General features: G+C 68.5%; 28 protein-coding genes and 1 pseudogene. 15 read left to right on the top strand and 14 right to left on the bottom strand.

Going from position 1 to position 24,800, the window contains the following annotated elements:
- Positions 1-196: pseudogene (locus AB0N89_RS37700) on the top strand (hypothetical protein); the annotation flags it as partial.
- A 121-nt stretch (positions 197-317) separates the two neighbouring features.
- Here the strand turns inward: AB0N89_RS37700 and AB0N89_RS37695 are convergent.
- Together AB0N89_RS37695 and AB0N89_RS37690 are read right to left on the bottom strand one after the other, a co-directional pair.
- A complete protein-coding gene (locus tag AB0N89_RS37695) occupies positions 318-968 on the bottom strand; it encodes a DUF2269 family protein (protein WP_364215377.1) in 651 nt (216 codons plus the stop codon).
- A gap of 54 nt (positions 969-1,022) precedes the next feature.
- Positions 1,023-1,622, bottom strand: a complete 600-nt coding sequence (locus AB0N89_RS37690; RefSeq protein ID WP_364215374.1) for an NAD(P)-binding domain-containing protein — start codon at positions 1,620-1,622, stop codon at positions 1,023-1,025.
- 77 nt (positions 1,623-1,699) lie between these two features.
- On the opposite strand from AB0N89_RS37690, the gene AB0N89_RS37685 reads away from it, so the two are divergent.
- Positions 1,700-2,065, top strand: a complete 366-nt coding sequence (locus AB0N89_RS37685) for a helix-turn-helix domain-containing protein (RefSeq protein ID WP_364215372.1) — start codon at positions 1,700-1,702, stop codon at positions 2,063-2,065.
- Between the two features lie 386 nt (positions 2,066-2,451).
- Here the strand turns inward: AB0N89_RS37685 and AB0N89_RS37680 are convergent, their stop codons facing one another.
- Positions 2,452-3,432 (bottom strand): sugar-binding domain-containing protein, encoded by a 981-nt coding sequence (locus AB0N89_RS37680; RefSeq protein WP_364215369.1) that lies wholly within the window; start codon positions 3,430-3,432, stop codon positions 2,452-2,454.
- A 129-nt stretch (positions 3,433-3,561) separates the two neighbouring features.
- On the opposite strand from AB0N89_RS37680, the gene AB0N89_RS37675 reads away from it, so the two are divergent.
- The 4 genes from AB0N89_RS37675 to AB0N89_RS37660 are packed head-to-tail and all read left to right on the top strand — an operon-like array spanning position 3,562 to position 7,646.
- Positions 3,562-4,566, top strand: coding sequence for a zinc-dependent alcohol dehydrogenase family protein (locus AB0N89_RS37675; protein WP_364215366.1), 1,005 nt, complete (start codon positions 3,562-3,564; stop codon positions 4,564-4,566).
- A complete protein-coding gene (locus AB0N89_RS37670; protein ID WP_364215363.1) occupies positions 4,559-5,899 on the top strand; it encodes a sugar ABC transporter substrate-binding protein in 1,341 nt (446 codons plus the stop codon). Before AB0N89_RS37675 ends, AB0N89_RS37670 begins: the two co-directional genes overlap by 8 nt.
- Positions 5,899-6,834, top strand: a complete 936-nt coding sequence (locus AB0N89_RS37665; RefSeq protein ID WP_039919425.1) for a sugar ABC transporter permease — start codon at positions 5,899-5,901, stop codon at positions 6,832-6,834. The genes AB0N89_RS37670 and AB0N89_RS37665 overlap by 1 nt, the downstream gene beginning before the upstream one ends.
- Positions 6,831-7,646, top strand: a complete 816-nt coding sequence (locus AB0N89_RS37660) for a carbohydrate ABC transporter permease (protein WP_364215360.1) — start codon at positions 6,831-6,833, stop codon at positions 7,644-7,646. Before AB0N89_RS37665 ends, AB0N89_RS37660 begins: the two co-directional genes overlap by 4 nt.
- 84 nt (positions 7,647-7,730) lie before the next feature.
- On the opposite strand, the gene AB0N89_RS37655 is transcribed toward AB0N89_RS37660, so the two are convergent.
- Positions 7,731-7,925, bottom strand: coding sequence for a ferredoxin (locus AB0N89_RS37655; protein ID WP_364215357.1), 195 nt, complete (start codon positions 7,923-7,925; stop codon positions 7,731-7,733).
- 8 nt (positions 7,926-7,933) lie between these two features.
- A complete protein-coding gene (locus AB0N89_RS37650; protein WP_364215354.1) occupies positions 7,934-9,148 on the bottom strand; it encodes a cytochrome P450 in 1,215 nt (404 codons plus the stop codon).
- A gap of 215 nt (positions 9,149-9,363) precedes the next feature.
- Between AB0N89_RS37650 and AB0N89_RS37645 the strand changes: the two genes are divergently transcribed.
- The gene (locus tag AB0N89_RS37645; RefSeq protein WP_364215352.1) at positions 9,364-9,999 is read left to right on the top strand and encodes a helix-turn-helix domain-containing protein; all 636 of its coding nucleotides are present in this window, start codon (positions 9,364-9,366) and stop codon (positions 9,997-9,999) included.
- A 126-nt stretch (positions 10,000-10,125) separates the two neighbouring features.
- Here AB0N89_RS37645 and AB0N89_RS37640 read toward each other — a convergent pair whose 3' ends face one another.
- From AB0N89_RS37640 to AB0N89_RS37620, 5 genes are read right to left on the bottom strand one after another with little or no spacing between them, the layout of a single operon-like run.
- Positions 10,126-10,992 (bottom strand): aldehyde dehydrogenase family protein, encoded by an 867-nt coding sequence (locus tag AB0N89_RS37640; RefSeq protein ID WP_364215349.1) that lies wholly within the window; start codon positions 10,990-10,992, stop codon positions 10,126-10,128.
- The gene (locus tag AB0N89_RS37635) at positions 10,985-12,418 is read right to left on the bottom strand and encodes an aldehyde dehydrogenase family protein (protein WP_364215346.1); all 1,434 of its coding nucleotides are present in this window, start codon (positions 12,416-12,418) and stop codon (positions 10,985-10,987) included. The genes AB0N89_RS37640 and AB0N89_RS37635 overlap by 8 nt, the downstream gene beginning before the upstream one ends.
- 3 nt (positions 12,419-12,421) lie before the next feature.
- A complete protein-coding gene (deoC, locus tag AB0N89_RS37630) occupies positions 12,422-13,396 on the bottom strand; it encodes a deoxyribose-phosphate aldolase (protein WP_364215343.1) in 975 nt (324 codons plus the stop codon).
- 19 nt (positions 13,397-13,415) lie between these two features.
- Complete coding sequence (locus tag AB0N89_RS37625; RefSeq protein ID WP_364215341.1) at positions 13,416-14,579, bottom strand: serine hydrolase domain-containing protein; 1,164 nt, start codon at positions 14,577-14,579, stop codon at positions 13,416-13,418.
- Positions 14,580-14,601: 22 nt separating this feature from the next.
- A complete protein-coding gene (locus AB0N89_RS37620) occupies positions 14,602-15,213 on the bottom strand; it encodes a DUF1707 domain-containing protein (RefSeq protein ID WP_093934947.1) in 612 nt (203 codons plus the stop codon).
- Positions 15,214-15,318: 105 nt separating this feature from the next.
- Here AB0N89_RS37620 and AB0N89_RS37615 point away from each other — a divergent pair, with 105 nt between their 5' ends.
- The 4 genes from AB0N89_RS37615 to AB0N89_RS37600 all read left to right on the top strand — a co-directional run bounded on the left by AB0N89_RS37615 (position 15,319) and on the right by AB0N89_RS37600 (position 18,368).
- Positions 15,319-15,762, top strand: a complete 444-nt coding sequence (locus AB0N89_RS37615; protein WP_364215338.1) for a protein-tyrosine phosphatase family protein — start codon at positions 15,319-15,321, stop codon at positions 15,760-15,762.
- An 18-nt stretch (positions 15,763-15,780) separates the two neighbouring features.
- A complete protein-coding gene (gene upp / locus AB0N89_RS37610; RefSeq protein ID WP_184899384.1) occupies positions 15,781-16,404 on the top strand; it encodes a uracil phosphoribosyltransferase in 624 nt (207 codons plus the stop codon).
- 111 nt (positions 16,405-16,515) lie between these two features.
- Positions 16,516-17,091, top strand: coding sequence for an RNA polymerase sigma factor (locus tag AB0N89_RS37605; RefSeq protein ID WP_364215380.1), 576 nt, complete (start codon positions 16,516-16,518; stop codon positions 17,089-17,091).
- A complete protein-coding gene (locus AB0N89_RS37600; protein WP_364215335.1) occupies positions 17,088-18,368 on the top strand; it encodes a hypothetical protein in 1,281 nt (426 codons plus the stop codon). Before AB0N89_RS37605 ends, AB0N89_RS37600 begins: the two co-directional genes overlap by 4 nt.
- A 47-nt stretch (positions 18,369-18,415) precedes the next feature.
- On the opposite strand, the gene AB0N89_RS37595 is transcribed toward AB0N89_RS37600, so the two are convergent.
- Positions 18,416-19,009 carry a TetR/AcrR family transcriptional regulator gene (locus AB0N89_RS37595; protein ID WP_364215333.1) on the bottom strand — a complete coding sequence of 198 codons (594 nt, stop codon included), beginning with the start codon at positions 19,007-19,009 and terminating at the stop codon, positions 18,416-18,418.
- An 84-nt stretch (positions 19,010-19,093) separates the two neighbouring features.
- Between AB0N89_RS37595 and AB0N89_RS37590 the strand changes: the two genes are divergently transcribed.
- The 3 genes from AB0N89_RS37590 to AB0N89_RS37580 are packed head-to-tail and all read left to right on the top strand — an operon-like array spanning position 19,094 to position 21,503.
- The gene (locus AB0N89_RS37590; protein WP_364215330.1) at positions 19,094-19,495 is read left to right on the top strand and encodes a MerR family transcriptional regulator; all 402 of its coding nucleotides are present in this window, start codon (positions 19,094-19,096) and stop codon (positions 19,493-19,495) included.
- Entirely contained in the window at positions 19,492-20,475 is a 984-nt protein-coding gene (locus AB0N89_RS37585) for an aldo/keto reductase (RefSeq protein ID WP_364215327.1), read from the top strand. Before AB0N89_RS37590 ends, AB0N89_RS37585 begins: the two co-directional genes overlap by 4 nt.
- A 26-nt stretch (positions 20,476-20,501) precedes the next feature.
- A complete protein-coding gene (locus AB0N89_RS37580; RefSeq protein WP_364215325.1) occupies positions 20,502-21,503 on the top strand; it encodes an aldo/keto reductase in 1,002 nt (333 codons plus the stop codon).
- 45 nt (positions 21,504-21,548) lie between these two features.
- Here the strand turns inward: AB0N89_RS37580 and AB0N89_RS37575 are convergent, their stop codons facing one another.
- A complete protein-coding gene (locus tag AB0N89_RS37575; protein ID WP_364215322.1) occupies positions 21,549-22,379 on the bottom strand; it encodes an alpha/beta hydrolase in 831 nt (276 codons plus the stop codon).
- A 97-nt stretch (positions 22,380-22,476) separates the two neighbouring features.
- Here AB0N89_RS37575 and AB0N89_RS37570 point away from each other — a divergent pair, with 97 nt between their 5' ends.
- Positions 22,477-22,863, top strand: coding sequence for a helix-turn-helix domain-containing protein (locus tag AB0N89_RS37570; protein ID WP_364215319.1), 387 nt, complete (start codon positions 22,477-22,479; stop codon positions 22,861-22,863).
- Between the two features lie 16 nt (positions 22,864-22,879).
- On the opposite strand, the gene hisS is transcribed toward AB0N89_RS37570, so the two are convergent.
- The gene (gene hisS / locus AB0N89_RS37565; RefSeq protein WP_364215316.1) at positions 22,880-24,166 is read right to left on the bottom strand and encodes a histidine--tRNA ligase; all 1,287 of its coding nucleotides are present in this window, start codon (positions 24,164-24,166) and stop codon (positions 22,880-22,882) included.
- Positions 24,167-24,202: 36 nt separating this feature from the next.
- Positions 24,203-24,592: a hypothetical protein gene (locus AB0N89_RS37560; RefSeq protein WP_364215313.1), complete on the bottom strand. Its 390-nt coding sequence runs from the start codon at positions 24,590-24,592 to the stop codon at positions 24,203-24,205.
- Between the last annotated feature and the right edge of the window lie 208 nt (positions 24,593-24,800).

Genomic DNA, 24,800 nt, shown 5'->3' with positions numbered 1-24,800 from the left:
GACGGCCGCCGCCGTCCAGGCGGGCGAGATGAGCGCCCCTGAGCTCATCGAGCTGCTGGGCGAGTTGCGGCGCGCCTCCGCCGTTCATAGCGCGCGGGTGCCCTTTAGGGCGGAGTTCGCGAAACGGCCGCACCTTCCGGCGATCCGGTGTTGCATTGTGCTCGTAAGTGTCACAGTGGTCTGGGAGGAATCATGAGCTTAATCAAGCGTGTGCTGGTCGTCGTGGCCATCGCGGCCGGGCTGGGGATCGCAGGCGCGTACAAGTAGCCGGTCCGTGAAGGACTCCTTGAGGGACCCAGAGTCCCTCAAGGAGTCCTTCACGGAACAGGGACAGGCGCGGGGCGGAGTTCCCGGCGGCGGCGCACCAGCTGGACGATCAGCACGATCAGCGAGAGCGCGGGCAACGGGTAGCCCACGAGAAGGCCTACCGTGATGTCGATGAGCGGCGCGAGGACAGCGGCGACGAACACCCACGTCGGCGCCACCGGCAGCTTCGGGCCGGTGCGGGCCTTGCCCCACGGTTTCGCCACGGAAAGCCAGGCCTGGAAGGCCAAAGCGCTCGCCATCAGCGCGGTCCCGGCGGCCAGTGCCAGCGGCGCGGGCTCCGGATCACCGGCCCGCGCCGCCACCACGGACTCCCGCAAAGCGCCCGAAAGCAGGAAGACCCCGGCGTAGAGCTGCACGAGCGTGATCACGAACTTCGCCAGCACCCACCAGTGCCTGGTGAACCCCCAGGCCGTCGCCGCGGCGAGCATGAAGCCCGTGAAGGCCGACGCGTTGGCCATCGGTGCCAGCAGGAGCGTGTCGATCTCGTGCGCCATGGACGTCGCGGCGACCCGGATCGCGTCATCCTCGGTGGTGCGGCTGATCACCAGGAAGGTGAACAGTGCCAAGGCTTGCCCCATCCAGCCCACCGAAGTGACGACATGCAGCCACACGGTCAGCTGCCGCCAGGTCTTCTTCCCCATGCCGCACACATTCGCGTGATCACCCGGCCCGGCACATCCGGGACGACCCTGAAATCAGACCGGAAGGGGCGGGAAGCAGGCCTGGGCGTCGTGTCCGTCGAACCACAGCCCGACGGTGAACGCCATGGTCGCTTCCATGAGCCGCGCGCGTTCGAGCCCGCCCGCGTTCAGCGGCGTGCAGCCGATGTCGCGGACCAGTGAACTCACCGTCTCGACGGCTTCCGGCGGTCCGCAGAGCGGCACCGCGAGCGGACGGCCGCCGAACACCGGGGGAGTCATCCGCCAGACGTCCACGTGGCAGAGGTTGAACGCCTTGACCACGTGCGAGTCCGGCGCGGCGGCGGCGATCCGCTCCGCCTGGTCGGGGATGGTGAGCACGGCGCCGGGGCCGACCGCGTTGGTGCAGTCGACGAGGACTTTTCCCGCGAGGGATTTCCCCGCCGCGGCAACGACTTCCGTCGCCGACGGGGCGGGGACGGCGAGCAGGATCACGTCGCACGCGCGAGCGGTTTCCTCCCAGGTCCCCACCCGGGTGGAGATCTCGGCGGCCTTGGCCCGGTCGCGTGCGGCGACCATCACCTCGTGCCCGGCTCCGGACCACTGGCCGCCGAGCGCCTCCGCCATCCCGCCCGCGCCGAAAACACCGATACGCATGTGCCGCTCCTTTTAAGATCGAGTTACGACACGACCGTAGAAAGCGGCGCGGGTACCAAGTGGTTACCGGAGGTCTCATGAACGACGTCTTCCTCGCCGACTGCCGGGCGCGGCTGGCCTTCGACCTGATGGCGAACACGTGGAACCCGGTCGTGCTGTGGGCGCTGCGCGAGGGGCCGTCGCGTCCCGCCGAACTGCGGCGACGACTGGGCGGGATCAGCACAAAGGTGCTCACGGAAACGGTGCGGCGGCTGGAGTTCAACGGCCTGGTGCACCGGCGTGACTGTGGGCGGACGGCGAAGGTCGAGTACTCGCTGACGGATCTCGGCGTCAGCCTGCTCGGGCCGATCGAGGCTTTCGGTGAGTGGGCGTTTCGGCACGGTGACGAGGTGATGGCGGCCCAGGACAGGGCGGTCGGTCTCGTGAGCGGCAAGGACGGTTAGGACCTGCCTTGTCTCAGGTAGCCGCGGCCGCCCAGTCACGCGTGTCGTCCGTCTGATCACGCGTGTCGTCCTACCGGTCAAGCGAGTGCGGGGTCAGGGCACGGCGGGCCTGGGGTCTCGTGAGTGGCAAGGACGGTGGGCGGACCGGTCTTTGCCTACCTACCGCTGACTTGCATGGGGCTGGGTGTCCGGTCGCGGATCAAGGTCGTGCCGGTCACGTCCGGTGGCAGATGAGGTGACGGGGGAGGATTCCGGACGTTCAACGGTCGGAATCTCCCCCGCTCGACCGCATCGGCATCCAGCGCAAGCGTCACACCCGATCACCAGCCACCCAGTGGGTAGGCAAAGACAAGTCCGCTAGAACCAGCCTTGCCACTCACGAGGCGCTAGGAGAGCGGGCGGGTCTCGGCCAGTTTGAGCAGCGGGACGGCCGCGGCGGCGTCGGTGATCAGCGTCGAGACCATGCCGGAGCGCAGGACGGCGTCGATCGCCTCGGCCTTCGGTTCCGTGTAGCCCAGCGCGATCACTTCGGGGACCGCCAGCAGCTCTTCGGCGCTTATGGCCAGTACGTGATGCGCCAGCCCGGTGGACATCGGCGTCCCGTCGGCGTCGAACAGGCGCGCGGAAACCTCCGCTTTGGCCCCGCGTTTCGCTATCGCGCTCCGCTCCGTCTCGTCGAGCGCGTCGTAGACCGTCGATTCCTCGGGCCTCCACGCGCCGATGCTGACGACGGCCTTGGTCAGGTTCTTGAACTGCCCGAAGGTCTCCGCGATGCCGGGTTGCCTGCGCAGCGTCTCGGTGGTGCGGCGGTCGGGGAGGACGAGCGGCCCGAAGATCGGGTACGCCTCGCCGCCGGACACCGACGCGACCCGGCTGACCGTCTCCACCGACCGGTCCCGCATGTCCATTCCCGCCTGCACTCCGCACAGTTGCACGACCGGGCATTTCGGCAGCGATTCGATCGCCTCGGTCATCGCGTTCACGGAACGTGCCCACGAGAGGCCGATGACGTCGCCCGGAGTGACGATTTCGGTCAACAGGCGGGCGGCGAGTGAGCCGATCTTCCGTCGCGCCACTTCGCGGGATTCCGGCTCCGGCGCTCGTTCGAGCACGAGAACGCGGTCCAGCCGGTACGCGGAGCGGATTTCCTCGGACAGCACGAGATCGACCGGCGCCGGCAACCGGAATTCGACCGTGACGATGCCGGTTTCCCTGGCCGTGTCGAGCATCCTGGCGACCTTGAACCGGCTGATGCCGAACTCGTCGGCGATTTCCAGTTTCGAGGCGCCCTGTTCGTAGAACCGCCGGGCCACGGCGGCCAGGCGCAGCGACTCCACCAGTCCGGGACCCTGCTTCTTCCCGCTCATCTGAGCACTATACCGCGAAATCAGCCCGAAAGGTTGACGTAACAACTGGGAAAAGTTCACCATGCCTGAACATGCAGTCCGAAGCATAGGCCCGTCCCGCTCATTTGAGCGGAGAGAAGAGGAGCTGGCATGCGTGCCGCGATCGTGGACAAGCCCGGGGAGATCAGGGTCGGCGAGGTACCCGATCCCAAACCGGGGGATCGCCAGGTCGTCGTCAAGGTGGGTGCCTGCGGGATCTGCGGGACCGACCTCCACATCGCCGACGGGCACTTCCCGCCGACGCCCTACCCGATCGTCCCCGGCCACGAATTCGCCGGCGAGATCGTCGAACTCGGCGCCGACGTGCCGGGCGGCTGGAAGGTCGGCGACCGGGTGGCCGTCGACCCGTCGCTGTTCTGCGGCTACTGCAAGCCTTGCCGGTCCGGTCGCGGCAACCTCTGCGAGAACTGGAACGCGACCGGCGACACGGTGAACGGCGCTTTCGCCGAGTACGTCGCGGTTCCCTCCGCGAACTGCTACCGCATGCCGGACACGATGACCTGGGAACAGGGCGCTCTCGTCGAGCCGGTCTCCTGCGCGGTCCACGGCGTCCGCCGGATCGGTGTCGAGGCGGGGGAGCGGTTCCTCGTCGTCGGCGCGGGCACGATGGGCCTGATCATGCAGCAGCTGCTGCAGCGCGCGGGCGCGCAGGTCACGGTGGTCGACCGCAACACCGCGCGGCTCAGCCGGGCTATGGACCTCGGCGCTGTCGCGGTCGCGGGCGATGTGAAGGACCTGGACGACGAGAAGTTCGAGGCGGCCGCGGACTGCACCGGCGCCGCTCCGGCCATCGAGGCCGCCTTCGACTCGCTTCAGCGTGGAGGCCGTCTGCTGGTCTTCGGCGTCGCGCCGGAGGAAGCACGCGTCGCGCTTTCGCCGTTCCGGATCTACAACGACGAGATCACCGTCGTCGGTTCGATGGCGGTCATGAACAGCTTCGGTGCCGCGCTCGACTTGGTCGCCAACGGCGCCGTCGACACCGGCGCGCTGCTCACCGACACCCTCCCGCTGGAGCAGTACCCCGACGCTCTCGCCCTCATGCGCAGCGGCGCCGGCTTGAAGGTGCAGGTAATACCGGGAGGCGAAAGTGCGTAAAGCAGCCGCCCTGCTCGCGGTTCTCCTGCTGAGCCTCACCGGATGCGCCGGTGCGGGCGCGCTCGGGACGGGCGACCGGACGCTCGTCGTCGGGATCGTCGCGAACCCGCAGATGAAGGACGCCATCGAGCTTTCCGGCGAGTTCGAGAAGGCGAATCCCGGCATCACCCTCAAGTTCGTCTCACTGCCGGAAAACCAGGCCCGCGCGAAGATCACCGCGTCGACGGCCACCGAAGGCGGCGAGTTCGACGTCGTCATGATCAGCAACTACGAGGCGCCGCAGTGGGCCGCGAACGGCTGGCTGGAGAACCTCGAACCGCATATCGCGGCGAATCCGTCCTACGACTCGGGCGACTTCATCCCGAGTATCAAGGAATCCCTGTCGTACAACGGGTCCATGTACGCGGTGCCGTTCTACGGTGAGTCTTCGTTCCTGGCCTACCGCAAGGATCTGTTCGAGCAGGCCGGACTCACGATGCCCGCCAAGCCGACGTGGTCGCAGATCGCGGAGTTCGCCGCGAAGCTCGACGACAAGGCGAAGGGCGTCGCCGGGATCTGCCTGCGCGGCAAGCCCGGCTGGGGCGAAAGCCTCGCGCCGTTCACCACGGTCGCCAACACCTTCGGCGCGCAGTGGTTCGACAAGGACTGGAACGCCAAGCTGACCAGCCCCGAGTTCAAGGCGGCCGCCGAGTTCTACGTGAACCTCGTGCGGAACCACGGCGAGGTCGGCGCGTCGAGCGCGGGCTTCTCCGAATGCGGCACGCGGTACACCCAGGGGCAGGCCGCGATGTGGTACGACGCCACGGTCATGGCGGGCACGAACGAGGACCCGTCCGCCAGCAAGGTCGTCGGGAAGTCCGGCTACGCCCCGGCTCCGGTCGAGAAGACGCAGGCGAGCGGCTGGCTCTACACCTGGGCGCTGGCGATCCCGAAGGTCGCCAAGGACAAGGACGCCGCCTTCAAGTTCATGTCCTGGATGACGGACAAGGCCTACGTGCAGCGGGTCGCCAAGGAGTTCGGCGACTGGAACCGCGTCCCGCCGGGCGTGCGGAAATCGACCTACGACATTCCTCAGTACCGCGAGGCCGCCAAGGCCTACGCGCAGCCGACGCTGGACGGGATCGCGGACGCCGACCAGCGGAAGGCGATGGCGAACCCGGTGCCGTACCCGGGCATCCAGTTCGTCGGCATCCCCGAGTTCCAGGATCTCGGCACGCGGGTGAGCCAGCAGCTTTCGGCGGCGATCGCGGGCCAGATCACCGTGGACGAAGCACTCAAGCAATCCCAGGAGTACGCGCAGACCGTCGGCAAGTCGTATCAGGAGGTGCAGTGATGGCCACGCTCTCCGCTCCTGCCCGCACCGAGCCCGCCCACGCGAAGACGGCGGCTCCGAAGCGCGGCACCGACACGCCGTTCAAACGACGGCTACCGCTGTTGCCGGCGCTGCTGTTCGTCGTCGCCGTGACCCAGCTTCCGTTCGTGCTGACGGTGTTCTACTCGTTCCAGTCGTGGAACCTGGTGCGCCCGGGCTCGCGGCATTTCGTCGGGCTGCAGAACTACATCGACGTCTTCGCCGACTCGACGTTCCTCGGGGCGCTGCTGAACACCGTCGTCCTCACGGTCGTCTGCGTGTTCTTCTCGCTGCTGCTCGGTTTGGGGCTGGCGATCCTGCTGGATCGCAAGTTCCTCGGCCGCGGCGTGGTCCGGACCCTGCTGATCACGCCGTTCCTGATCCTGCCCGCGGCGGGCGCGCTGCTGTGGAAGACGACGATGTTCGACCCGACGTACGGGTTGCTGCACTTCGTGTTCGGCACCGACGTCGACTGGCTTTCGGAGTTCCCGCTGGCCGCCGTGATGGCCCAGGTCGTCTGGCAGTGGACGCCGTTCATGATGCTGCTGATCCTGGCCGGGCTGCAGAGCCAGCCGAAGGACGTGCTGGAGGCCGCGTCGGTCGACGGCGCCGGCCGCTGGCGGACGTTCACCGCGATCACCCTGCCGCATCTGAGCCGGTTCCTGCAGCTGGCGACGCTGCTGGGCGCGATCTACATCGTGAACAGCTTCGACGCGATCTTCCTGATGACACAGGGCGGTCCGGGTACGGCCAGCACGAACCTGCCGTTCTACATCTACCAGCGGGCGTTCCAAGGTTTCGACGTCGGGCAGTCGTCCGCGATGGGCGTGATCGTCGTGATCCTGACGATGATCGTCGCGACCTTCGCGCTGCGCCTGATGTTCCGCACGTTCTCGGTCCAGGGAGGCGCGAAATGAAAAGCCGCTTCGGCCCGGGCGCGCTGACGGTCGCGACCTGGGTGATCGCGATCCTGTTCGTGTTCCCGCTGCTGTGGATGATCCTCACGGCCTTCAAACAGGAGGCCGACGCCTACACCGATCCGCCGCGCCTGATCTTCACCCCGACGCTCGACCAGTTCGCGGGCGTACTCGAACGCGGTTTCCTGCCGTACCTGGCGAATTCGGCGTTCGTCACCATCATTTCGACGATTTTCGTGCTGCTGCTGGGAATCCCGGCGGCGTACGCGCTCTCGCTGGCGCCGGTGAAGGGGACGAGCAACGCGCTCGGGTTCTTCCTGTCGACGAAGATGCTGCCGATCGTGGCGGCGATCATCCCGCTGTACGTGATCTCGCAGAACACCCAGCTGCTGGACAACGTGTGGGCGCTGATCATCCTGTACACCTCGATGAACCTGCCGCTGGCCATCTGGATGATGCGGTCGTTCTTCCTGGAGGTGCCGCACGAGATGATCGAGGCGGGCCGGATCGACGGCGCGACCTTGCCGGTGCTGCTGCGGAAGATCATCATGCCGGTCGTCGCGCCCGGGGTGGCCGCGACCGCGCTGATCTGCGTGATCTTCTCGTGGACCGAGTTCTTCTACTCGGTCAACCTCACCGCCGCGCGGGCCGGGACGGTGCCGGTGTTCCTGGTCGGGTTCATCACCAGCGAGGGCCTGTACTGGGCGCAGCTGTCCGCGGCCGCCCTGCTCGCGTCACTGCCGGTGATGATCGTCGGCTGGATCGCGCAGAACCACCTGGTGCGCGGTCTTTCCATGGGCGCGGTCAAGTAGGTCTCGGGTTCGATCACAAGTCCGTGAAGGCCTCCTTGAGGGACCCAGGTTCCCTCGAGGAGGCCTTCACGGACTTGACCCACTCTATGCGAGCGAGAGCGCCTGACCGGGGCAGATGTGCACGGCGGTGCGCGCGTTCTCCTCGGCTTCTTCCCCCTCGGGCTCGGCGTTCAGCACGAGGACCGTGCCGTCGTCCTCGTTCTGGTCGAACAGATCGGGATCGGTGAGCACGCACTGGCCCGCGCCCACGCATTTCCCGGTGTCCGCGATGATCTTCATGGCTCCTCCTACCAGGTGACGGGGAGGGCGTGGAGGCCGTAGATCGTCGAGTCGTGCTTGAACGGCAGCTCTTCGATCGGAACGGCGACCTTGATCCCCGGCATACGACGGAACAACGTATCGAACACGATCTGGAGTTCCATCCGCGCCAGATTCTGGCCGAGGCACTGGTGCACCCCGAACCCGAACGCGACGTGGTGCCGCGCCCCGCGCTCGATGTCGAAGTCGTCGGGGTTCTCGAAGCCGCCCGGGTCGTGGTTGCCCGCGTTGCTCAGGCCGACGACGCCTTCACCGGCACGGATGAGCGTGCCGCCGATCTCGACGTCCGCCGTCGCGACCCGGGAGGTCGCCGTCTCGGCGATGGTGAAGACCCGCAGGAGTTCTTCGATCGCGGCGAGGGTCTTGCCCGGATCCGCCTTGATCCTCTCCAGCTGGTCGGGGTTCTCCAGCAGGGTCACCGTGCCGAGGGAGATCATGTTCGCCGTCGTCTCGTGACCGGCGATGAGCAGCAAGAACGCCAGGCCGACGAGTTCGTCGTGGTCGGCTTCGCCCGTTTCCCGCTGCTTCAGGATCTGACGGCCGAGGAGGTCGTCCTCGGTGGCGTCCGCTTCTTTCCTGGTGACGAGGTCGTCGAGATAGGTTTCGAGCTTTTCGAACGCGACCATCCGTTCTTCGGCGCTGATCTCCCGGCTGAGCAGCTTGGAACTGCAGCCCTGGAAGAACTCGTGGTCCGAATAGGGGACACCGAGCAATTCGCAGATCACCAGTGACGGAATCGGCAGGGAAAGCGCCTGGACGAGATCGGCGGGCTGGGGGCCCGCGAGCAGGGCGTCGATGTGTTCGTCGACGATCTGCTGGATCCGCGGCTGGAGCGCTTTCATGCGCTTGACCGTGAATTCCCCGACGACGTCACGCCGGGCCTGGCTGTGTTCCGGCGGATCCATCGAGATCAGCGACGCGCGGAACGGCTTGTCCTCGCGCCGGATCTGCCGTTTGACCAGCAGCGGGAAATCCGGATTCTGCCGGTCGGAGCTGAAATGCGGGCTGCTCAGCATTTCGCGGATGTCTTCGAGCCGGGTGAGTGCCCAAGCGGTTTGCCCGGAAGGCAGGCCGACCCGGGAAATCGGACTTTCGGTGCGAAGCCTCTCGTATTCCGGCGGTGGGGAAAACGGGCATTTGCGCATCAGTGGCAAGGTCGCGGTGGTTTCCTCGACGTCAGTCATCGGGTTTGTCCTCCCCAGATGTCGGGTGGGTTCGGGCGATATCGGACAGGGGCCCCAAAACGTATGCGGATGGTTTCATTCCGCTTATGCCACCAAGGTACTCAAGCGGAGGCGGGGCGTCCACTCGCGAAGGGGTGGTTTCCCGGGAGGCGTGAAGGGAAAGCCCTTACATGCGAGAATCACGGCCCTGAAGGCCCCTTCGAGAGGCGAGGACCATGACTGCCGACCCCGAGACCCGCTTGCGCGCCGACGCGCGCCGGAACCGGGATCAGATCCTGGCCGCCGCGAGACTGATCTTCGCCGCCCAGGGCGCCGAGGTCCCGATGGAGGAGATCGCGCGCTCGGCGGGCGTCGGCGTCGGGACGCTCTACCGGCGGTTCCCGGACCGCGACGCGCTGATCCGGGCGGTCGCCGTCGACAACTTCGACAGGGTCCTCAGGGACGCGAGGGCCGCGAAGGACCAGGAGCCCTCGGACTGGGACGCCCTGATCCGGCTGTTGCACCAGTCGATGGAGTTGCAGCTGAGCATCCAGCTCGCCATGGTTTCGCCCCGCGCGCTGGCGATCCTCCGGAGCGATCCCGCGATCAAAGCCCTGCGTGACGAGCTGCTGGTGGTGCTGAGCGGCTTCGTCCAGGGCGCTCAGGCGGAGGGCCGGCTCCGCGAGGACGTCGGAACCGGGGATGTCGCGATGTTGTTCGCGACGTTGCTGCGGCAGATGCCGGGCAAGGGCGAGGAGGTCGCGCGGATCGCGATGCGCCGTTGTATCGGGATCATGATCGACGGTCTGCGGGCCGGGCAGAACGAGTCGCTCCCGGGCCGGGCGCTGACCGGGGACGACCTGGACCCCTGAGTTCTTCGGTACTTCCGGATGTCATGAAAGGGTCGTTCAGGACGAAAAATGTCCTGAACGACCCTTTCATGACACTTGGGGGCCGGTGACCCCGCCCGCATTCAGAGGACTGAACGCGGAGTGGGGTCAGACGCCCAGCGGGTGCCAGACGGTCTTCGCCTCCAGGTACCGCCGCAGCCGCGCGATGTCGGCTTCGGCGGTCCAGTCCGGCTCGGCGTCCGGGACGGTCAGGACGCGCTTCACGGTGCCGGCGGCGTCACGAGCCAGGTCCGCCCGCGCGGACGGTTCCGCGCCGGTCGGGTCGAGGGCGTTGACGTCGCCGTGCGACGCGAGCCACGAGCCCAGCTCCGACGCGCGTCCGGTCAGGATGTTCGCGACCCCGCCGGGCAGGTCGGACGTCGCCAGGACCTCCGAAAGGGTGATCGCGGGCAGCGGCCGGTCCGCGCTGGAGACGACCACCGCTGTCGAACCTGTCGCCAGCACCGGGGCCAGCACGCTCACCAGGCCCAGCAGCGACGACTGCTGCGGCGCCAGCACGCCGACGACGCCGGTCGGCTCGGGCACGGTGAAGGAGAAGTACGGGCCCGCGACGGGGTTGGCCGCGCCGAGCACGGTCGCGATCTTGTCCGTCCAGCCCGCGTACCAGACCCAGCGGTCGATCGAAGCGTCCACAAGGGACTGTGCCTTCTTCGCCGCGACGCCTTCGGACGCGGACACCTCCGCGACGAACTGCTCGCGGCGGCCTTCCAGCACCTCCGCGACCCGGTACAGCACCTGGCCGCGGTTGTACGCCGTCGCCGCCGACCAGCCGCCGAAAGCCTTGCGGGCGGCGGAAACCGCGTCGCGGACGTCCTTGCGGGACGCGTGCGAGGCGTTCGCCAGGAACTTGCCCTTGCCGTCGGTGACCGGGTACACGCGGCCCGACTCCGAACGCGGGAACTTGCCGCCGATGTAGAGCTTGTAGGTCTTGGCTACCGAAATACGGTCAGACATCGAGGTAGGCCTCCAGTCCGGTGCGTCCGCCTTCGCGGCCGAAACCCGACTCCTGGTAGCCGCCGAACGGCGCGGCGGGATCGAAGCGGTTGAACGTGTTGGCCCAGACGACACCGGCGCGGAGCTGGTTCGCCATCCACAGGATGCGCGAGCCCTTCTCGGTCCAGATACCGGCGGAAAGCCCGTACGGCGTGTTGTTCGCCTTGGTGACGGCCTCGTCCGGCGTGCGGAAGGTCAGCACCGAAAGCACCGGCCCGAAGATCTCCTCGCGGGCGATGCGCATCGACTGCTGCACGTCCGAGAACACCGTGGGAGCGAAGAAGAAACCGCGTTCCGGCACCGGGCACGGGCTGGTCCAGCGCTCCGCGCCCTCGGCGTCGCCGGACTCCACCAGTCCCTTGATCTTCGCGAGCTGCTCGGCGGAGTTGATCGCGCCGATGTCGGTGTTCTTGTCCAGCGGGTCGCCCAGCCGCAGCGTCGAGACGCGGTAGCGCAGCTTTTCGAGGACCTCCTCGGCGACGGACTCCTGCACCAGCAGGCGCGAGCCCGCGCAGCAGACGTGGCCCTGGTTGAAGAAGATCCCGTTGACGATCCCCTCGACGGCCTGGTCCAGCGGGGCGTCGTCGAAAACGACGTTCGCCGCCTTGCCGCCCAGTTCCAGCGTCAGCTTCTTCGCGGTGCCCGCGATCTGGCGCTGGATGGCCTTGCCGACCTCGGTCGATCCGGTGAAGGCGACCTTGTTCACGTCGCCGTGGCCCACCAGCGCGGCGCCGATGTCCCCGGCGCCGGGCAGGATGTTGACCACGCCGGGCGGGAGTTCGGCCTGCTGGCAGATCTCCGCGAACACGAGCGCGGTCAGCGGCGTGGTCTCCGCGGGCTTGAGCACCACGGTGTTGCCGGTGGCCAGCGCGGGCGCGATCTTCCACGCCAGCATCAGCAGCGGGAAGTTCCACGGGATGACCTGGCCCGCGACGCCGAGCGGCTTCGGGTTCGGTCCGTAGCCCGCGTAGTCGAGCTTGTCGGCCCAACCCGCGTGGTAGAAGAAGTGCGCGGCGGCCGTCGGCACGTCGGAATCGCGCGATTCCTTGATCGGCTTGCCGTTGTCGAGGCTCTCCAGGACCGCGAGCTCCCGCGACCGCTCCTGGATCAGGCGCGCGATGCGGAACAGGTACTTGGCGCGCTCGGAGCCCGGCATCTTGGACCAGACGCCTGTGTACGCCTTGCGCGCGGCCTTGACCGCGATGTCCACATCGGACACCGACGCGGTGCCGACCTCGGCGAGCACCTCTTCGGTCGCCGGGTTGATCGTCTTGAGCGGCTCACCCGAGCCGTCGACGAATTCGCCGTTCACGAACGGCCGGTAATGCGGTTTGAGGTTCGCGAGGTCGCGCGATTCGGGCGCGGGCGCGTACTCGAAGATGCCCATGGATCAGTCCACCGTCACGTAGTCGGGACCGCTGTAGTGGCCGTCGGCCTGGGTGCGGCGCTGCAGCAGGAGGTCGTTGAGCAGGCTGGACGCCCCGAACCGGAACAGGTCCGGGTTCAGCCACTGCTCGCCGGCGACCTCGTGCACCGCGACCAGGTACTTGATCGCGTCCTTGGTCGTCCGGATGCCACCGGCCGGTTTGACGCCGCGCAGCTCACCGGTCTGGACGAACCAGTCGCGGACGGCCTGCAGCATCACATGGGTGACCGGCAGCGTCGCGGCGGGCGACACCTTGCCGGTGGAGGTCTTGATGAAGTCGCCGCCCGCCAGCAGCGCGAGCCAGGACGCGCGGCGGACGTTGTCGTAGGTGGCCAGCTCGCCGGTTTCGAGGATGACCTTGAGGTGAGCGCTGCCACAGGCGGCCTTGATCGCCCGGATCTCCTCGAAGACCTCCAGGTAGCGGCCCTGGAGGAACGCGCCGCGGTCGATCACCATGTCGATCTCGGCGGCCCCGGCGTCGACGGCGATCTTGGTGTCGGCCAGCTTGATCTCGCGGCTCGTGCGCCCGGCGGGGAAGCCGGTGGCGACACTCGCGACGTGGATGCCGGTGCCGCGAAGCGCCTCGACAGCCGTCTCGACCATGTCCGGGTACACGCAGACGGCCGCGACCTGCGGGGTGTCCGGGCGTTCCGGGTCCGGCCGCTTGGCCTTCGCCGCGAGCGCGCGGACCTTGCCCTGGGTGTCGGCGCCTTCGAGGGTCGTCAGGTCGACCATCGAAATGGCGGTGTCGATCGCCCAGAGCTTGGCGGCCTTCTTGATGCTGCGCGTGCCGAGGCCCGCCGCCCGCTGCTCGACGCCGACCTGGTCGACACCAGGCAGCCCGTGCAGGAACCGGCGCAGGCTCGCCTCGTCGCGAGTCGCGTCCGCCAGCGGCGACGGGGTTGCCGTCGCCGCCGGCGAGCTGGTCGTAGCTGTCATACGGGTGAGTGTAAGCGGCCTACAGGCTGGGCACCGGGGCCTGGGCGGCGGCCCTGGCCGAAGGCACCACCGGGGCGCAGAACTCGTTGACCATCGGCAGCTGGCGCTTGAGCGCGGCGTCCGGCGACGCGGTGAGGTCCACCGTGGCCAGCGTGGAGATGCTCTTGCCGGACTCGTCGTGGAAGCTGAGCGTGTTGAAGCCCGGCAGGTCGCCGCCGTGTCCCCAGACGACGTGGTCCTCGGCACACGCGCCCGCGGTCTTGAGGTTCAGTTTCATCAGGCCGAGACCGTATTCGAGGGCGCCGCCCGCCGGGACGGTCGTCTTCATCTGCTTCAGCAGGTCCGCCGGGAGCAGACGGCCGCCGAACAGGGCGTCGAAGAACCGGTTGAGGTCCTTGCCCGAAGACACGACGCCGCCCGCGCCGAAGTAGCGCGAGTAGTTGTAGGTGGTGACGTCGGTGAGCCCGCGCGGAGCGTCGTAGAGCTGCTCGTAACCGTGGGCGGCCGGGCCGATGAGGAACGGGAAGTCGCGCGGCAGCGAGGTGTCGCGCAGATGCAGCGGACCGGTGATGCGTTCGGCCAGCACGCGTTCGAGCGGCTTGCGCGTGGTCTTCTCGACCAGCAGGCCGAGGACGTTGTAGCCGGTGTTGGAGTACGCCCAGCTCGTCCCGGGCTTGAACTGGAGCGGCTGCTTCGTGACGCTCAGGCGGATCTGGTCTTCGCTGCCGAAGTGCACGAAGCGTTCGGTGTCGATCTCGGGCCCCGACGCCCAGGTGTCCTCGGGGAGCAGGTCACGCGGCAGGCCGCTGGTGTGCTGCAGCAGCTGGCGGACGGTGATCGGCTCCGGATACGGCAGTACTCCCGGCAGGTAGCGCCGCACGGGTTCGTCTAGCCCGACGCGGTCTTCGGCCACGAGCTGGAGGACGAGAGTCGCGACGAAGACCTTGGAAACACTCGCGACCCGCCAGCGGCCCGACGCGTCGGGCTTGCCGGGCCTATCGATCTTCGCGACGCCGCTGACGCCCCGGAAATCGTCGGCGACGGCGACCATGGCCGGAAGGCCCGCGGCGACCGCCGCGTCCATCGCGGTCTGGCGCGGATCGGTCTTCTCGGCGGCCACCGCCGGGAAGGCGGTGACGGAAAGCAGTGCGGCACAAACGATGGCGACGAAACTTCGGCGCATCAGACGAATCCCCCGATTCGGCTCAGATTTCGATTTCGGGCACTTCTTTCTTGCGTGGCTTCCGCTTGACGACGACGCCGCCCCAGAACGCCAGGCCGGTGATCTTCACCGTCGGCGCGGTCGGCGGAGCGGCGGGAGTCCCGGCGCGGTCCTCCAGTTCGAAGGCACCCATGAAGCCGATTCCGGTGACGTCCACGTTGATGTCGTCGGGCACGATGATGTCGATCCCGCCCATGATCGCGACCGCGGTGATCGTCGAGTGCTTCTCGGCGAACCGCGCGTGCCGCAGGTCGAGTTCGGCGCCACCCCAGAACGCGAAACTGTTGTGCTGCGGCGGGACCACCCAGCTGCCCTTGCGCGAGGCGCCGGACATGACGGCGATCGACGCGCCGGAGCCCGGATGACCGCCGATGCGGTCGTCGGGCAGGCCCAGCGCCCGCGACGTCGCGGGCTCGATCGCCGATCGTGACTGCCGGGGCAGGTCCGCGGTGACCGGTTTCAGGTCCCCGACGGTCTTGGCCGCGTAAACGACGGTGAGCCGTTCTTCCAGCTCGTTGATGGTGATGCGCCCTTCGGACATGGCCGCGTGCAGCACCTGCGCGACCTGTTCGCGGTCGGCGTCGGAGATGCGCATCTGTTCGGGTCCTGGCAAGGCCGGCTCTTCGCTCACGTGCGGGAGCCTAGCGCCGGTGAGAGGGCTGAGCGTCCATCTTCCGGTCGACAGTGGCATCCTCCCTTGATGGGGAACTCACTACCCGGCGCCTTGGAGCTGCCGGACGGGGTGAAGGTACGCGGACGGGGCCTGGGTCGCCCGTGGCCGGAAGGACCTTCACCGGATTTCGGGCTGTATCTGGGTGGCGCGAAGCTGCGCCGGAAACACGATCACAAGATGGACTGGGAACGGGAGTGGATCCGCTGGCCCGACTTCCTGCTGCCGACCGACTGGGCGGACGCGCGGCGGCGGATCGTGGACCTGCACGAGCGGGCCGCGGCCGGCGAAGGCGTCGAGGTCGCCTGTTTCGGCGGGGTCGGCCGGACCGGCACCGTGCTGTCGTGTCTGGCCACGCTCGGCGGGCTGACCGCCGACGAAGCCGTGGCCTGGGCGCGGGCGAACCACGACAAGCGTTCGGTGGAGACGCCGTGGCAGCGCCGCTGGGTCGGCTGGTTCGCGCGGCAGGCCTGAGGAGATAAATTGATTCGCATGGATGTGCACGTCGTTGATCACCCGCTGGCCAAGGCCAGGCTCTCCACCATGCGCGACGCGCGCACCGACAGCGCCGCCTTCCGTGCGGCGCTGCACGAACTGACCGTCATGCTGGTCTACGAAGCCACGCGGGACATGCCCGTGCGGATCGAGCGGATCCACACGCCGGTGGCGCGCACCGACGGCTACGCGCTGGCGAGCCCGCCGCTGCTGGTGCCCGTGCTGCGGGCCGGGCTGGGCATGGCGGACCAGGCGCACAAGCTGATCCCGGACGCTCAGATGGGCTTCGTCGGCCTCGCCCGCGACGAAGAGACGCTCAAGCCGACGCCGTATCTCGAATCGCTGCCCGAATCGCTGGCCGACCGGCCGGTGCTCGTGCTCGACCCGATGCTGGCGACCGGCGGGTCGATGGAGTACACGATCCGGCTGCTGACCGACCGGGGCGCCACCGACGTCACCGCGATCTGCGCGCTGGCGGCCCCCGAGGGCATCGCGCACCTGGAGAAGACCGGGCTGCCGTTGCGCGTGGTGACCGCGAGCATCGACGAGCGGCTGAACGACTCCGGGTTCATCGTGCCGGGCCTCGGCGACGCGGGGGACCGGCAGTACGGCGCGGTCTGATCGCTCCCGGATCGCGTTTAGCGGGCTGAACGCGATCCGGGCTGTTCGCAACATCCCGCCGGGTGCCGGTCACTGAGGGGTGTGACCAGAACAGCGACCGGATCGGTGGGGGTGCCGGTGGACACATCCGAGCCCGTTCTCGACAGGAGCGACACGGAGCTTTGGCGCGAGGCCGCGGGCGGTGATCACGGCGCGTTCACCGAGCTTTTCGAACGCCACGTCCAAGCGGTGTGGAATCACGCGTACCGGCTGACGGGGTCGTGGGCGTCGGCCGAGGACCTGACGTCGACGACCTTCCTCACCGCGTGGCGGCGCAAGGCGGACATCACGCTGGTCCGCGACAGCGCGCTGCCCTGGCTGTACACCGTCGTGGGCAATCTCGCGCGGACGGAAAGCCGCGGTTCCGGGCGGCTGCTCCGGCTCGTCCGGCGGTTGCCGGAACCCAGGTCGGTGTCCGACCACGCCGACACCGTCGTCGACCGGCTCGACGGCGAAGAGCGTCTCCGGCGAGTGCTCGTCCAGGTCGCGAAGCTCCCGAAGTCACAACGTCAGGCCGTCGAACTCTGCCTTCTCGGGGATCTCTCCCTTGCCGACGCCGCCGAACTGCTCGGTGTCGCCGAGGTGACCGTTCGTGCCCACATCTCGCGGGCCCGCGCGCAACTGCGGGCCGCCCTGGAGGAGAAATGACCGACGACCTCGGCCTGCCCGGCAGGCGCGAACTCCCCCAGGAAGTGCGCGACAACCTGCGGATGTCCCTGCGGGAGGGAATGGGAAAACCCGCGCGGCGGCGCCGGCCGATCGTCGCCGCCGCGGCCGCCGTCGTCCTGGTCCTCGCGGCCGCCGTGGTCGTGACCGTGGTCATCCGTGAGCCGGACGGGCCTGGTCCCGTCGTCGCGAACCCCGACTTCTCCCTCGACCTGCCGAGGGCGAACTCGGCCATGGACCGGTGCTGGGCGGCGATCCAGAAGGGGAGCCGGGCGGCGGACTTCCCCGCCAGGGAGGACTGGGTGCCGCAGTTCACCGTCGCTCCTTACTGGACGTCCGTGACCGTCGTCGCGGTCAAAGGGGGAGACAAGGTCTTCTTCTGCGAGGCCACGGTGATGACGGTGACGGTCTCCGACCCCACGGCCGCCCCGCTCTACGCCACCGGGACCAAGACAGCCGCGTTGCTGACGAGCCGCGCCGGGACGATCGCGGGGGTGGTGGACCCCGGCTGGGAGAAGATGGTGCTCTTCTCCCGGACCGCGGACTCGACCGGCTCGGAAGACGTGAACGTCTTCCGGAACGGGAACCTGTTCGTGGTGATTTCGCAGACCTCCCCTTCGCAGACGACGTACTCGGTCGGGCCGTACACCGGGGCGCCGGGAGACGGGAGCGGCGTCGGGCCTCACGCCCTTCGACCCGCACCCGAGCCGGCCGCGACGGACATGGACCGCATCCCGCCCACGGTGCCCGCGCGGGACACGCCGGCCGGGGAGTTCTTCAAGACGTGCGTCGCCGAGGGGGCCGAAACGCTGCCCGACGAGGACGGGTACGAGGTCGGCACGCTGCTCGAAGGCAAGGACGTCAAGGTGGTCGTCGCCCGGCTCGGCGACAGGATCGTCGTCTGCCAAGGCGGGCTCGGCTATCACGATGGGGAGAGCGAGTACTACCGCCTCTTCCCCGACCTGGGTTCCGGGCATCCGGCGGTGCGCAGGCTTTCGACCGAAACGCTCGGTGGCTCCGAGCAGGGCGGAACCGGCAACCCGCAGACTCCGTTCCTCGGGGCCGTTCCGCGGGCCGCGACCACGGTGAAGCTCGATTTCGGGGCGGGGAAGAAGGTCGACGCGGCGGTGACCGACGGGACTTTCGCGGTCTGGCGACCGGAGATCCCCGGAGCGATGGACCCGAACGCGCAGGTGGGCATCGTGGCTCTCGACGCCGGAGGAAAGACGCTCTACCAGGGCACCCTCCCGCTCACCTGACCCCGGATCGCGTTTAGCCCGCTAAACGCGATCCGGCGGGGTGGGCGTCAGCGGCGCAGCCAGCCGGAGGCGTTCGCCCGCAGCGCGGTCTCGTAAGCCGCGCTCACGGTGAACTCGTCCGGCAGGTTCCCGTTCAGCTCCAGCGACACGAGCCCGTGCACGAATCCCCAGCAGGCCACCGTGACGACCTCGGGCGGCACGTCGAGGAAGACGCCGTCGGCGACGGCGGCGCGGATCGTGTCCTCCAGCGGCGCCATCGTGGCGCGAGCCTGGCCGGACGTCTCCTCCGCCGGTTCGAAACCCGGCACCGACTTCGTGAACATGATCGCGTAGAGGTGCGGATCGGCCAGCGCGCTTTCGCGGTAGGCGACGCCGAGCCGCACGAGATCCTCGACCGGGTCGCCCGTCCGCGAGACGCCCGACATCCGGAGCCCGAAGCGGCGGAAGCCCTCGACGAAGAGGGCGCCGACCAGATCCGTTTTCCCGCCGAAGAGTGAATAGACCGCGGTGGTGGACGTGCCGACGTCGGCGGCCAGTTTGCGGAGACTGAGGGCCTTCGGGCCGTCGGCCGAGATGAGCTCACCGGCGCGGTCCAGCAGTTTCAGCCGGAGGTTCTCGTCGTGCGTCCTGGGACGGGGCATGATCACAGGGTAACGCAACGCTGTTATCAATCGCTCGGATTCGGAGTTGACCTGGAGCGCACTCCAGGTCGTACTGTCGTTCACATGAGCTACTCGATAGCGGAAGCCGCGCGACGTAGCGGACTGTCCATCGACACTCTCCGGTACTACGAGCGCATCAAACTCGTCGAGCCCCCGGCACGGGACGCCGCGGGGCGCCGCGCCTACACCGACGACGACCTCGGGTGGCTGGGGTTCCTGACCAAGCTGCGCCTGACCGGGATGCCCATCAAGCGGATGCGGGAGTACGCCTCCCTGCGCCACCACGGGACGGCGAGCGCGGGGCGGCGCAAGGCGATCCTCGTCGACCAGCGCAAATCGGTCGCCGACCGGATCGCCGAGCTGCAGACCTGCCTCGACATCCTCGACTACAAGATCGACCACTACGACCAGGTGGAGCGCACGGTGCTCGGCACCGCGGCCACCGTGGAGGGAATTTCAGCGTGATCAGCACCAGGAGGCTCGGCTGTCTGGAAGTCGGGACCCAGGGTCTCGGCTGCATGGGGATGAGCCAGGCCTACGGCGTCCGCGACGACGACACGGAGTCGATCGCCACCGTCCACCGCGCCCTCGAACTGGGCGTGAACCTGCTCGACACCGCGAACGTCTACGGCGCCGGCGCGAACGAGGAGCTGGTCGGCCGGGCCATCGCGGGCAAGCGGGACCAGGTCGTGCTGGCGACCAAGTTCGGCATCGTCTGGGACAAGGACGGCGGGATGTCCGCCCGCGGCGACGCGGCGTACGTCAAGCAGAGCTGCGAAGAGTCCCTTCGCCGGTTGAACGTCGACCACATCGACCTCTACTACCAGCACCGCGTCGACCCGAATACGCCGGTCGAGGAGACCTGGGGCGCGCTCGCGGAGCTGGTCGAGGAGGGCAAGATCCGGTTCGCCGGGATCTCCGAGGCCAGTGCCGAGACGATCCGTCGCGCGCACGCCGTCCACCCGGTGACGGCGCTCCAGAGCGAATGGTCGCTGTGGACCCGCGGCATCGAGGGCGAGATCCGCTCCACCACTCGCGAGCTGGGTATCGGCGTCGTGCCGTTCTCGCCGCTCGGCCGCGGCTTCCTCACCGGCAGCGTGACGTCGGTGAAGGACCTGCCGGAGGACGACCTGCGCCGCGGGCTGCCGCGCTTCGCCGAGGGCAACTTCGAGCGCAACATGGCGATCGTCGAGGCGCTGCGCGCGCTGGCCGAGCAGAAGGGCGTCACCGCCGGGCAGCTCGCGCTGGCGTGGGTCCAGGCGCAAGGCGACGACGTCGTGCCGATCCCGGGCACCAAGCGGCGCAAGTACCTCGAAGAGAACGCCGCCGCCGCGGAACTGGAACTGTCCGAAGTGGACATCGAGGCCATCGAGAAGGCCGCGCCCGTCGAGGCGATCGCCGGCGAGCGCTACCCGGAGCGGCTCGCCCGCGCGGCCGGCAAGTAAGAAACCAGAGAATTGCGAGAGAGATCATGACGGGTTCCACCCTGCCCACCCGCGGGCTCGGCACGCTGCGAGTCGGCGCGCAGGGGCTCGGCTGCATGGGCATGAGCGAGTTCTACGGCCAAGGTGACGACACCGAATCGATCGCGACGATCCACCGCGCGATCGACCTCGGCGTGACCCTGGTCGACACCGCCGACATGTACGGCTTCGGCCGCAACGAGGACCTGGTCGGCCGCGCGCTGGCAGGCAAACGGGACAAGGTCGTGCTGGCGACCAAGTTCGGCATCGTGCGCGACGAGGCGGATCCCTCGAAGCGCGGTATCCGCGGCGACGAATTCTATGTGCGGCAACAGGTCGAGGCGTCGCTGCGCCGGTTGAACGTCGATCACATCGACCTTTACTACCAGCACCGGGTCGACCCGGACGTGCCCATCGAGGAGACCGCGGGCGCGTTGTCCTCGCTGGTCGAGCAGGGGAAGATCCGCCACATCGGGCTGTCCGAGGCCGGTCCGGAGACGATCCGGCGGGCGCACGCGGTGCATCCGGTGACGGCGGTGCAGACGGAATGGTCGCTGTGGTCGCGCGACATCGAGAACGAGGTCGTCCCGACCTGCCGGGAGCTCGGCATCGGGCTGGTGCCGTATTCCCCGCTGGGGCGCGGTTTCCTCACCGGCCGCTTCAAGTCCAAAGAGGACTTCGCGGACGGTGACTTCCGGCAGACGACCCAGCCGCGTTTCGCCGAGGGCAACCTGGAGCGGAACCTGGCGATCGTCGAGGCGCTGCGCGCGCTGGCCGAGCAGAAGGGCGTCACCGCGGGACAGCTCGCGCTGGCCTGGGTGCAGGCCCAGGGTGACGACGTCGTGCCGATCCCGGGGACGAAGCGCCGTAAGTATCTCGAAGAGAACGTCGCGGCCGTCGGCCTGAAGCTGACCGCCGAAGACATGGCCGCGATCGAGGCGGCGGTCCCGGCCGACGCGGTCGCGGGGGAGCGGTACCCCGAAGCGTCCCTGCGGACGCTGTCACGCTGAAGACGACGAAAGCCGGCGCCCCGCAAGAGGGCGCCGGCTTTGCCGTCATCCGGCCGCGAGGAAGGGCGCGAGGAGACCGAGCAGTTCCTGGGGCCGGTCCAAGGGGATGATGTGGCCGCACTCCGGGATGACGTGTCCGGTGAGGTCGTCGGCGATGGGGCGTAGCTGTCGTTCCAGCGCGTCGCCGACCGGGTGCGCGCCGATCGCCAGAGTGGGCGCGGTGAGCCTGCCGTCGGCCACGGCCTCGTCGAACTGGCGGGCGCTGGCGGGCAGCGCCCGGTAGAAGGAGAAGGCGCAGCGGAGGGCATCGCGCCCGGTGTAGGCGTCGACGAACGCGGTGTGGACGTCCGCCGGCACACCGCGGCCGCGGGTGCCCGCGGTGAGGAACCAGTCGATGTACCGCGCCTCGTTGCCGGCTAGGACCGTCTCGGCGAGACCGGGGACGGCATGGAATCCGAACCACCAGGGTGGACCGGCGGTGAGGAAGTCCTCGGCGCCGGGAAGTGAGCCCACCAGCCCTTCCATGACGACCAGCCGTCGTACCCGGTCGGGGCGCCGCAGGGCGAGCATGACCGCGACACCGGTACCGGCGTCGATCCCGACCACGGCCGCGGTGGGTTCGGCGAGGGCGTCGAGGATTCCCTCGACGTCGGCGGCCATGGTGACGGCGTCGTACCCGTCCTGGGCGCGGGTGCTGGCGCCGAACCCGCGCAGATCCGGGGCGATGACCCGGTAGCGCGACGACAGCGGGCCGATGATCTCGCTCCAGAGCCGCCAGGTGTGCGGAAAACCGTGCAGCAGCACGACCGCCGGGCCGCTGCCCGCCGTGGCGACGTTGACGTGGATGCCGTTGACGGCGATCCGGGTGTGCGACACGAAGGCCTCCTGGGGTTACCATTGGTTACCAGAAAACGATAGGTAACCCAGGCGATGCCGCCAAGAAGGCACTTCGTCGACAGGTGGTGAGGTTCAGGTGACCACTAGGCCGAAGGGCGCCGGGCGTGGCGACCTGTTCGATCCCGAGTGCCCGACGCGCCGGCTGCTGGACCGCGTCGGCACGAAGTGGACGTCGATGGTGGTCAAGGTGCTCGCCGAGGCCGCGCCGGACGAGGTGCGGTTCGCCGAGTTGAAGCGGCGGATTCCCGGCGTCTCGCAGAAGATGCTGTCGACGACCCTGCACAGCCTGGTCCGCGACGGCCTGGTCGCCCGCCGGGTGGAACCGGTAGTGCCACCACGAGTGCACTACCGGCTCACCGAGCTGGGACTGTCGCTGGAAACCCCGCTGGCCGAGCTCCGGACCTGGGCCGAGCGGCACATGGCCGAGATCGACCGCGCCAACGCCGCCGCCGACGACGCGTAGGCAGATCGGGGTCCTGTCAGACCAAGGACGTGACCGCCGGGACGACACCGTCGACGGCGACGGTCTGCTGCTCGCGCGTCGCGAGCCCCCGCACCGTCACGTTCCCGGCGTCCCAATCCTCCTGGCCGACGATCACCACGGCCCGCGCCCCGGCCTTGTCGGCCCGGGTGAGTTCCTTGCCCAGCTTGCGGAGTTCGACGGGCGTGGACGTGCGCAGCCCGGCCTTACGGAGCCGTCCCGCGACCTCGCGCGCGGCGTCGGTGAGCTCCTCGACCACCGGGATCACCACGACGTCGGCCTCACTGCGCGGCTTCGGCGTCAGGCCGTGGGTGTCGAGGAAGTCGATCAGCGTGACGTCACCCATGCCGAAGCCGATCCCGGGGATCTGCTGCGACGTGAACAGCGACGCCAGGTCGCTGTACCGGCCGCCGCCGAAGAGCGCGCGACGGTTCTCCGGGGAGGTGTCGAAGACCTCGAACACGGTCGACGTGTAGTACGCGAGCCCGCGCACGATCATCGGATCGAACTTGATCAGGTTCGCGGCGCCGCTGTTGAGCACCTTCACCAGGTTCGAGTTCTCCTTGACCTGCTCGGGCAGCTCGTCGAGCAGCGCGGTGCCGGACGACAGGATCTCGGCCAGCTTCTCGAACTGCTTCTCGGTCAGGCCGATCTCGGTCGCGGTGTCGCTCAGCTTCGCGCGGTCCGACTTCTCCCAGCGGTCCACCAGGGTGAACACCTGCGGCAGCTGCTCCGCGGTCACGCCGACGATGTCGGTGAGCGCCGAGGACAGCAGGTTCCGGTCGTTCGCGCGCACCTGGAACATGTCCGGGGTCGCCCCGAGCGCGTCCATCATGTCGTGGATCAGCTCGAAGATCTCGATCTCGCAGTTCGCGCTGTCCGAACCGAAGATGTCCGCGTTGATCTGCCAGTGCTCGCGGACCCGCCCGCGCTGTGGCCGCTCGTAGCGGTGGCAGTTCGGGTGGCTGTACCAGCGCACCGGGAACTGCAGCGCTTTGGCGTTGCCCGCGATCATCCTGGCGACCGACGGCGTCATCTCCGGGCGCAGCGCCAGCCGCTCGCCGCCCTTGGTGGTCAGCGTGTACAGCTGCTGGTCCGCGATCTCCTGCCCGGACTTCCGCTCGTAGATCTCGGCGGGTTCGAGGATCGGCCCGTCGTAGCGGAGGAAACCCCGCAGTTCGAGCACGTCGTAGAGATGGCCGAACACCTGCGTCCGGACGGACATCTCGGCGGGCAGGAAGTCGCGGGTCCCCTTGGCGGGGGCTGTCGGCAGGTATTCAGGCACGTCAACCAGCTTAACGAGCGGCCGCCAGGGCTTTTGTCAGGGGAAGGCCACGCCGTACGCGGTGGTCAGGATCGCCGCCCCGAGCAGGACGGCCCCGGCGCTGGTGACACGGCCGCCGAGTTTGCCCTTGCCGGGTGCCAGGTGCAGGAAGAAGCCGCCGGACTGGGCGAGCACGCCGAACAGCAGCAGGAAGCAGACGATCCACAACGCGGCGTCCGGAAGGCCGGTCTGCCCGAGGATCTGGAGCGCGACCAGCGCGAGGACCAGCAGGACGCCGGCGTGGGCGTGACCGGCGCGGAACATCCCGCGCTGGTGCTCGGTCAGTTTCCGGTCGCGCAGCACGCCCATCAGCGCGTAACCGCCGTACATCACCGTCGGCAGCGATACGAGCGCGATGACGGTGAACAGCCTGATCGGGCCTTCCATGGTGTTTCCCTTCGCCGTGGGGGGGCGAAGAAAAAGATAACACTGTTTTAAAACGGTGTCACCAAACTAGTCGGCCGGGTGGGTCGTGAGTGGCGATTCGGGTTCTAACCCGAGCCGGTGATGAAGGAACCGCCGGAGTCGCCGGGTTCCGCGCAGACGTTGGTGCGGGTCATCTGGTGTACCGCGCCCTGCGAGTAGTTGATCGTCT

It is taken from the genome of Amycolatopsis sp. NPDC089917, assembly GCF_040684635.1.
GTDB lineage: Bacteria > Actinomycetota > Actinomycetes > Mycobacteriales > Pseudonocardiaceae > Amycolatopsis.
This window is presented reverse-complemented; position numbering and strand designations above follow the sequence as displayed.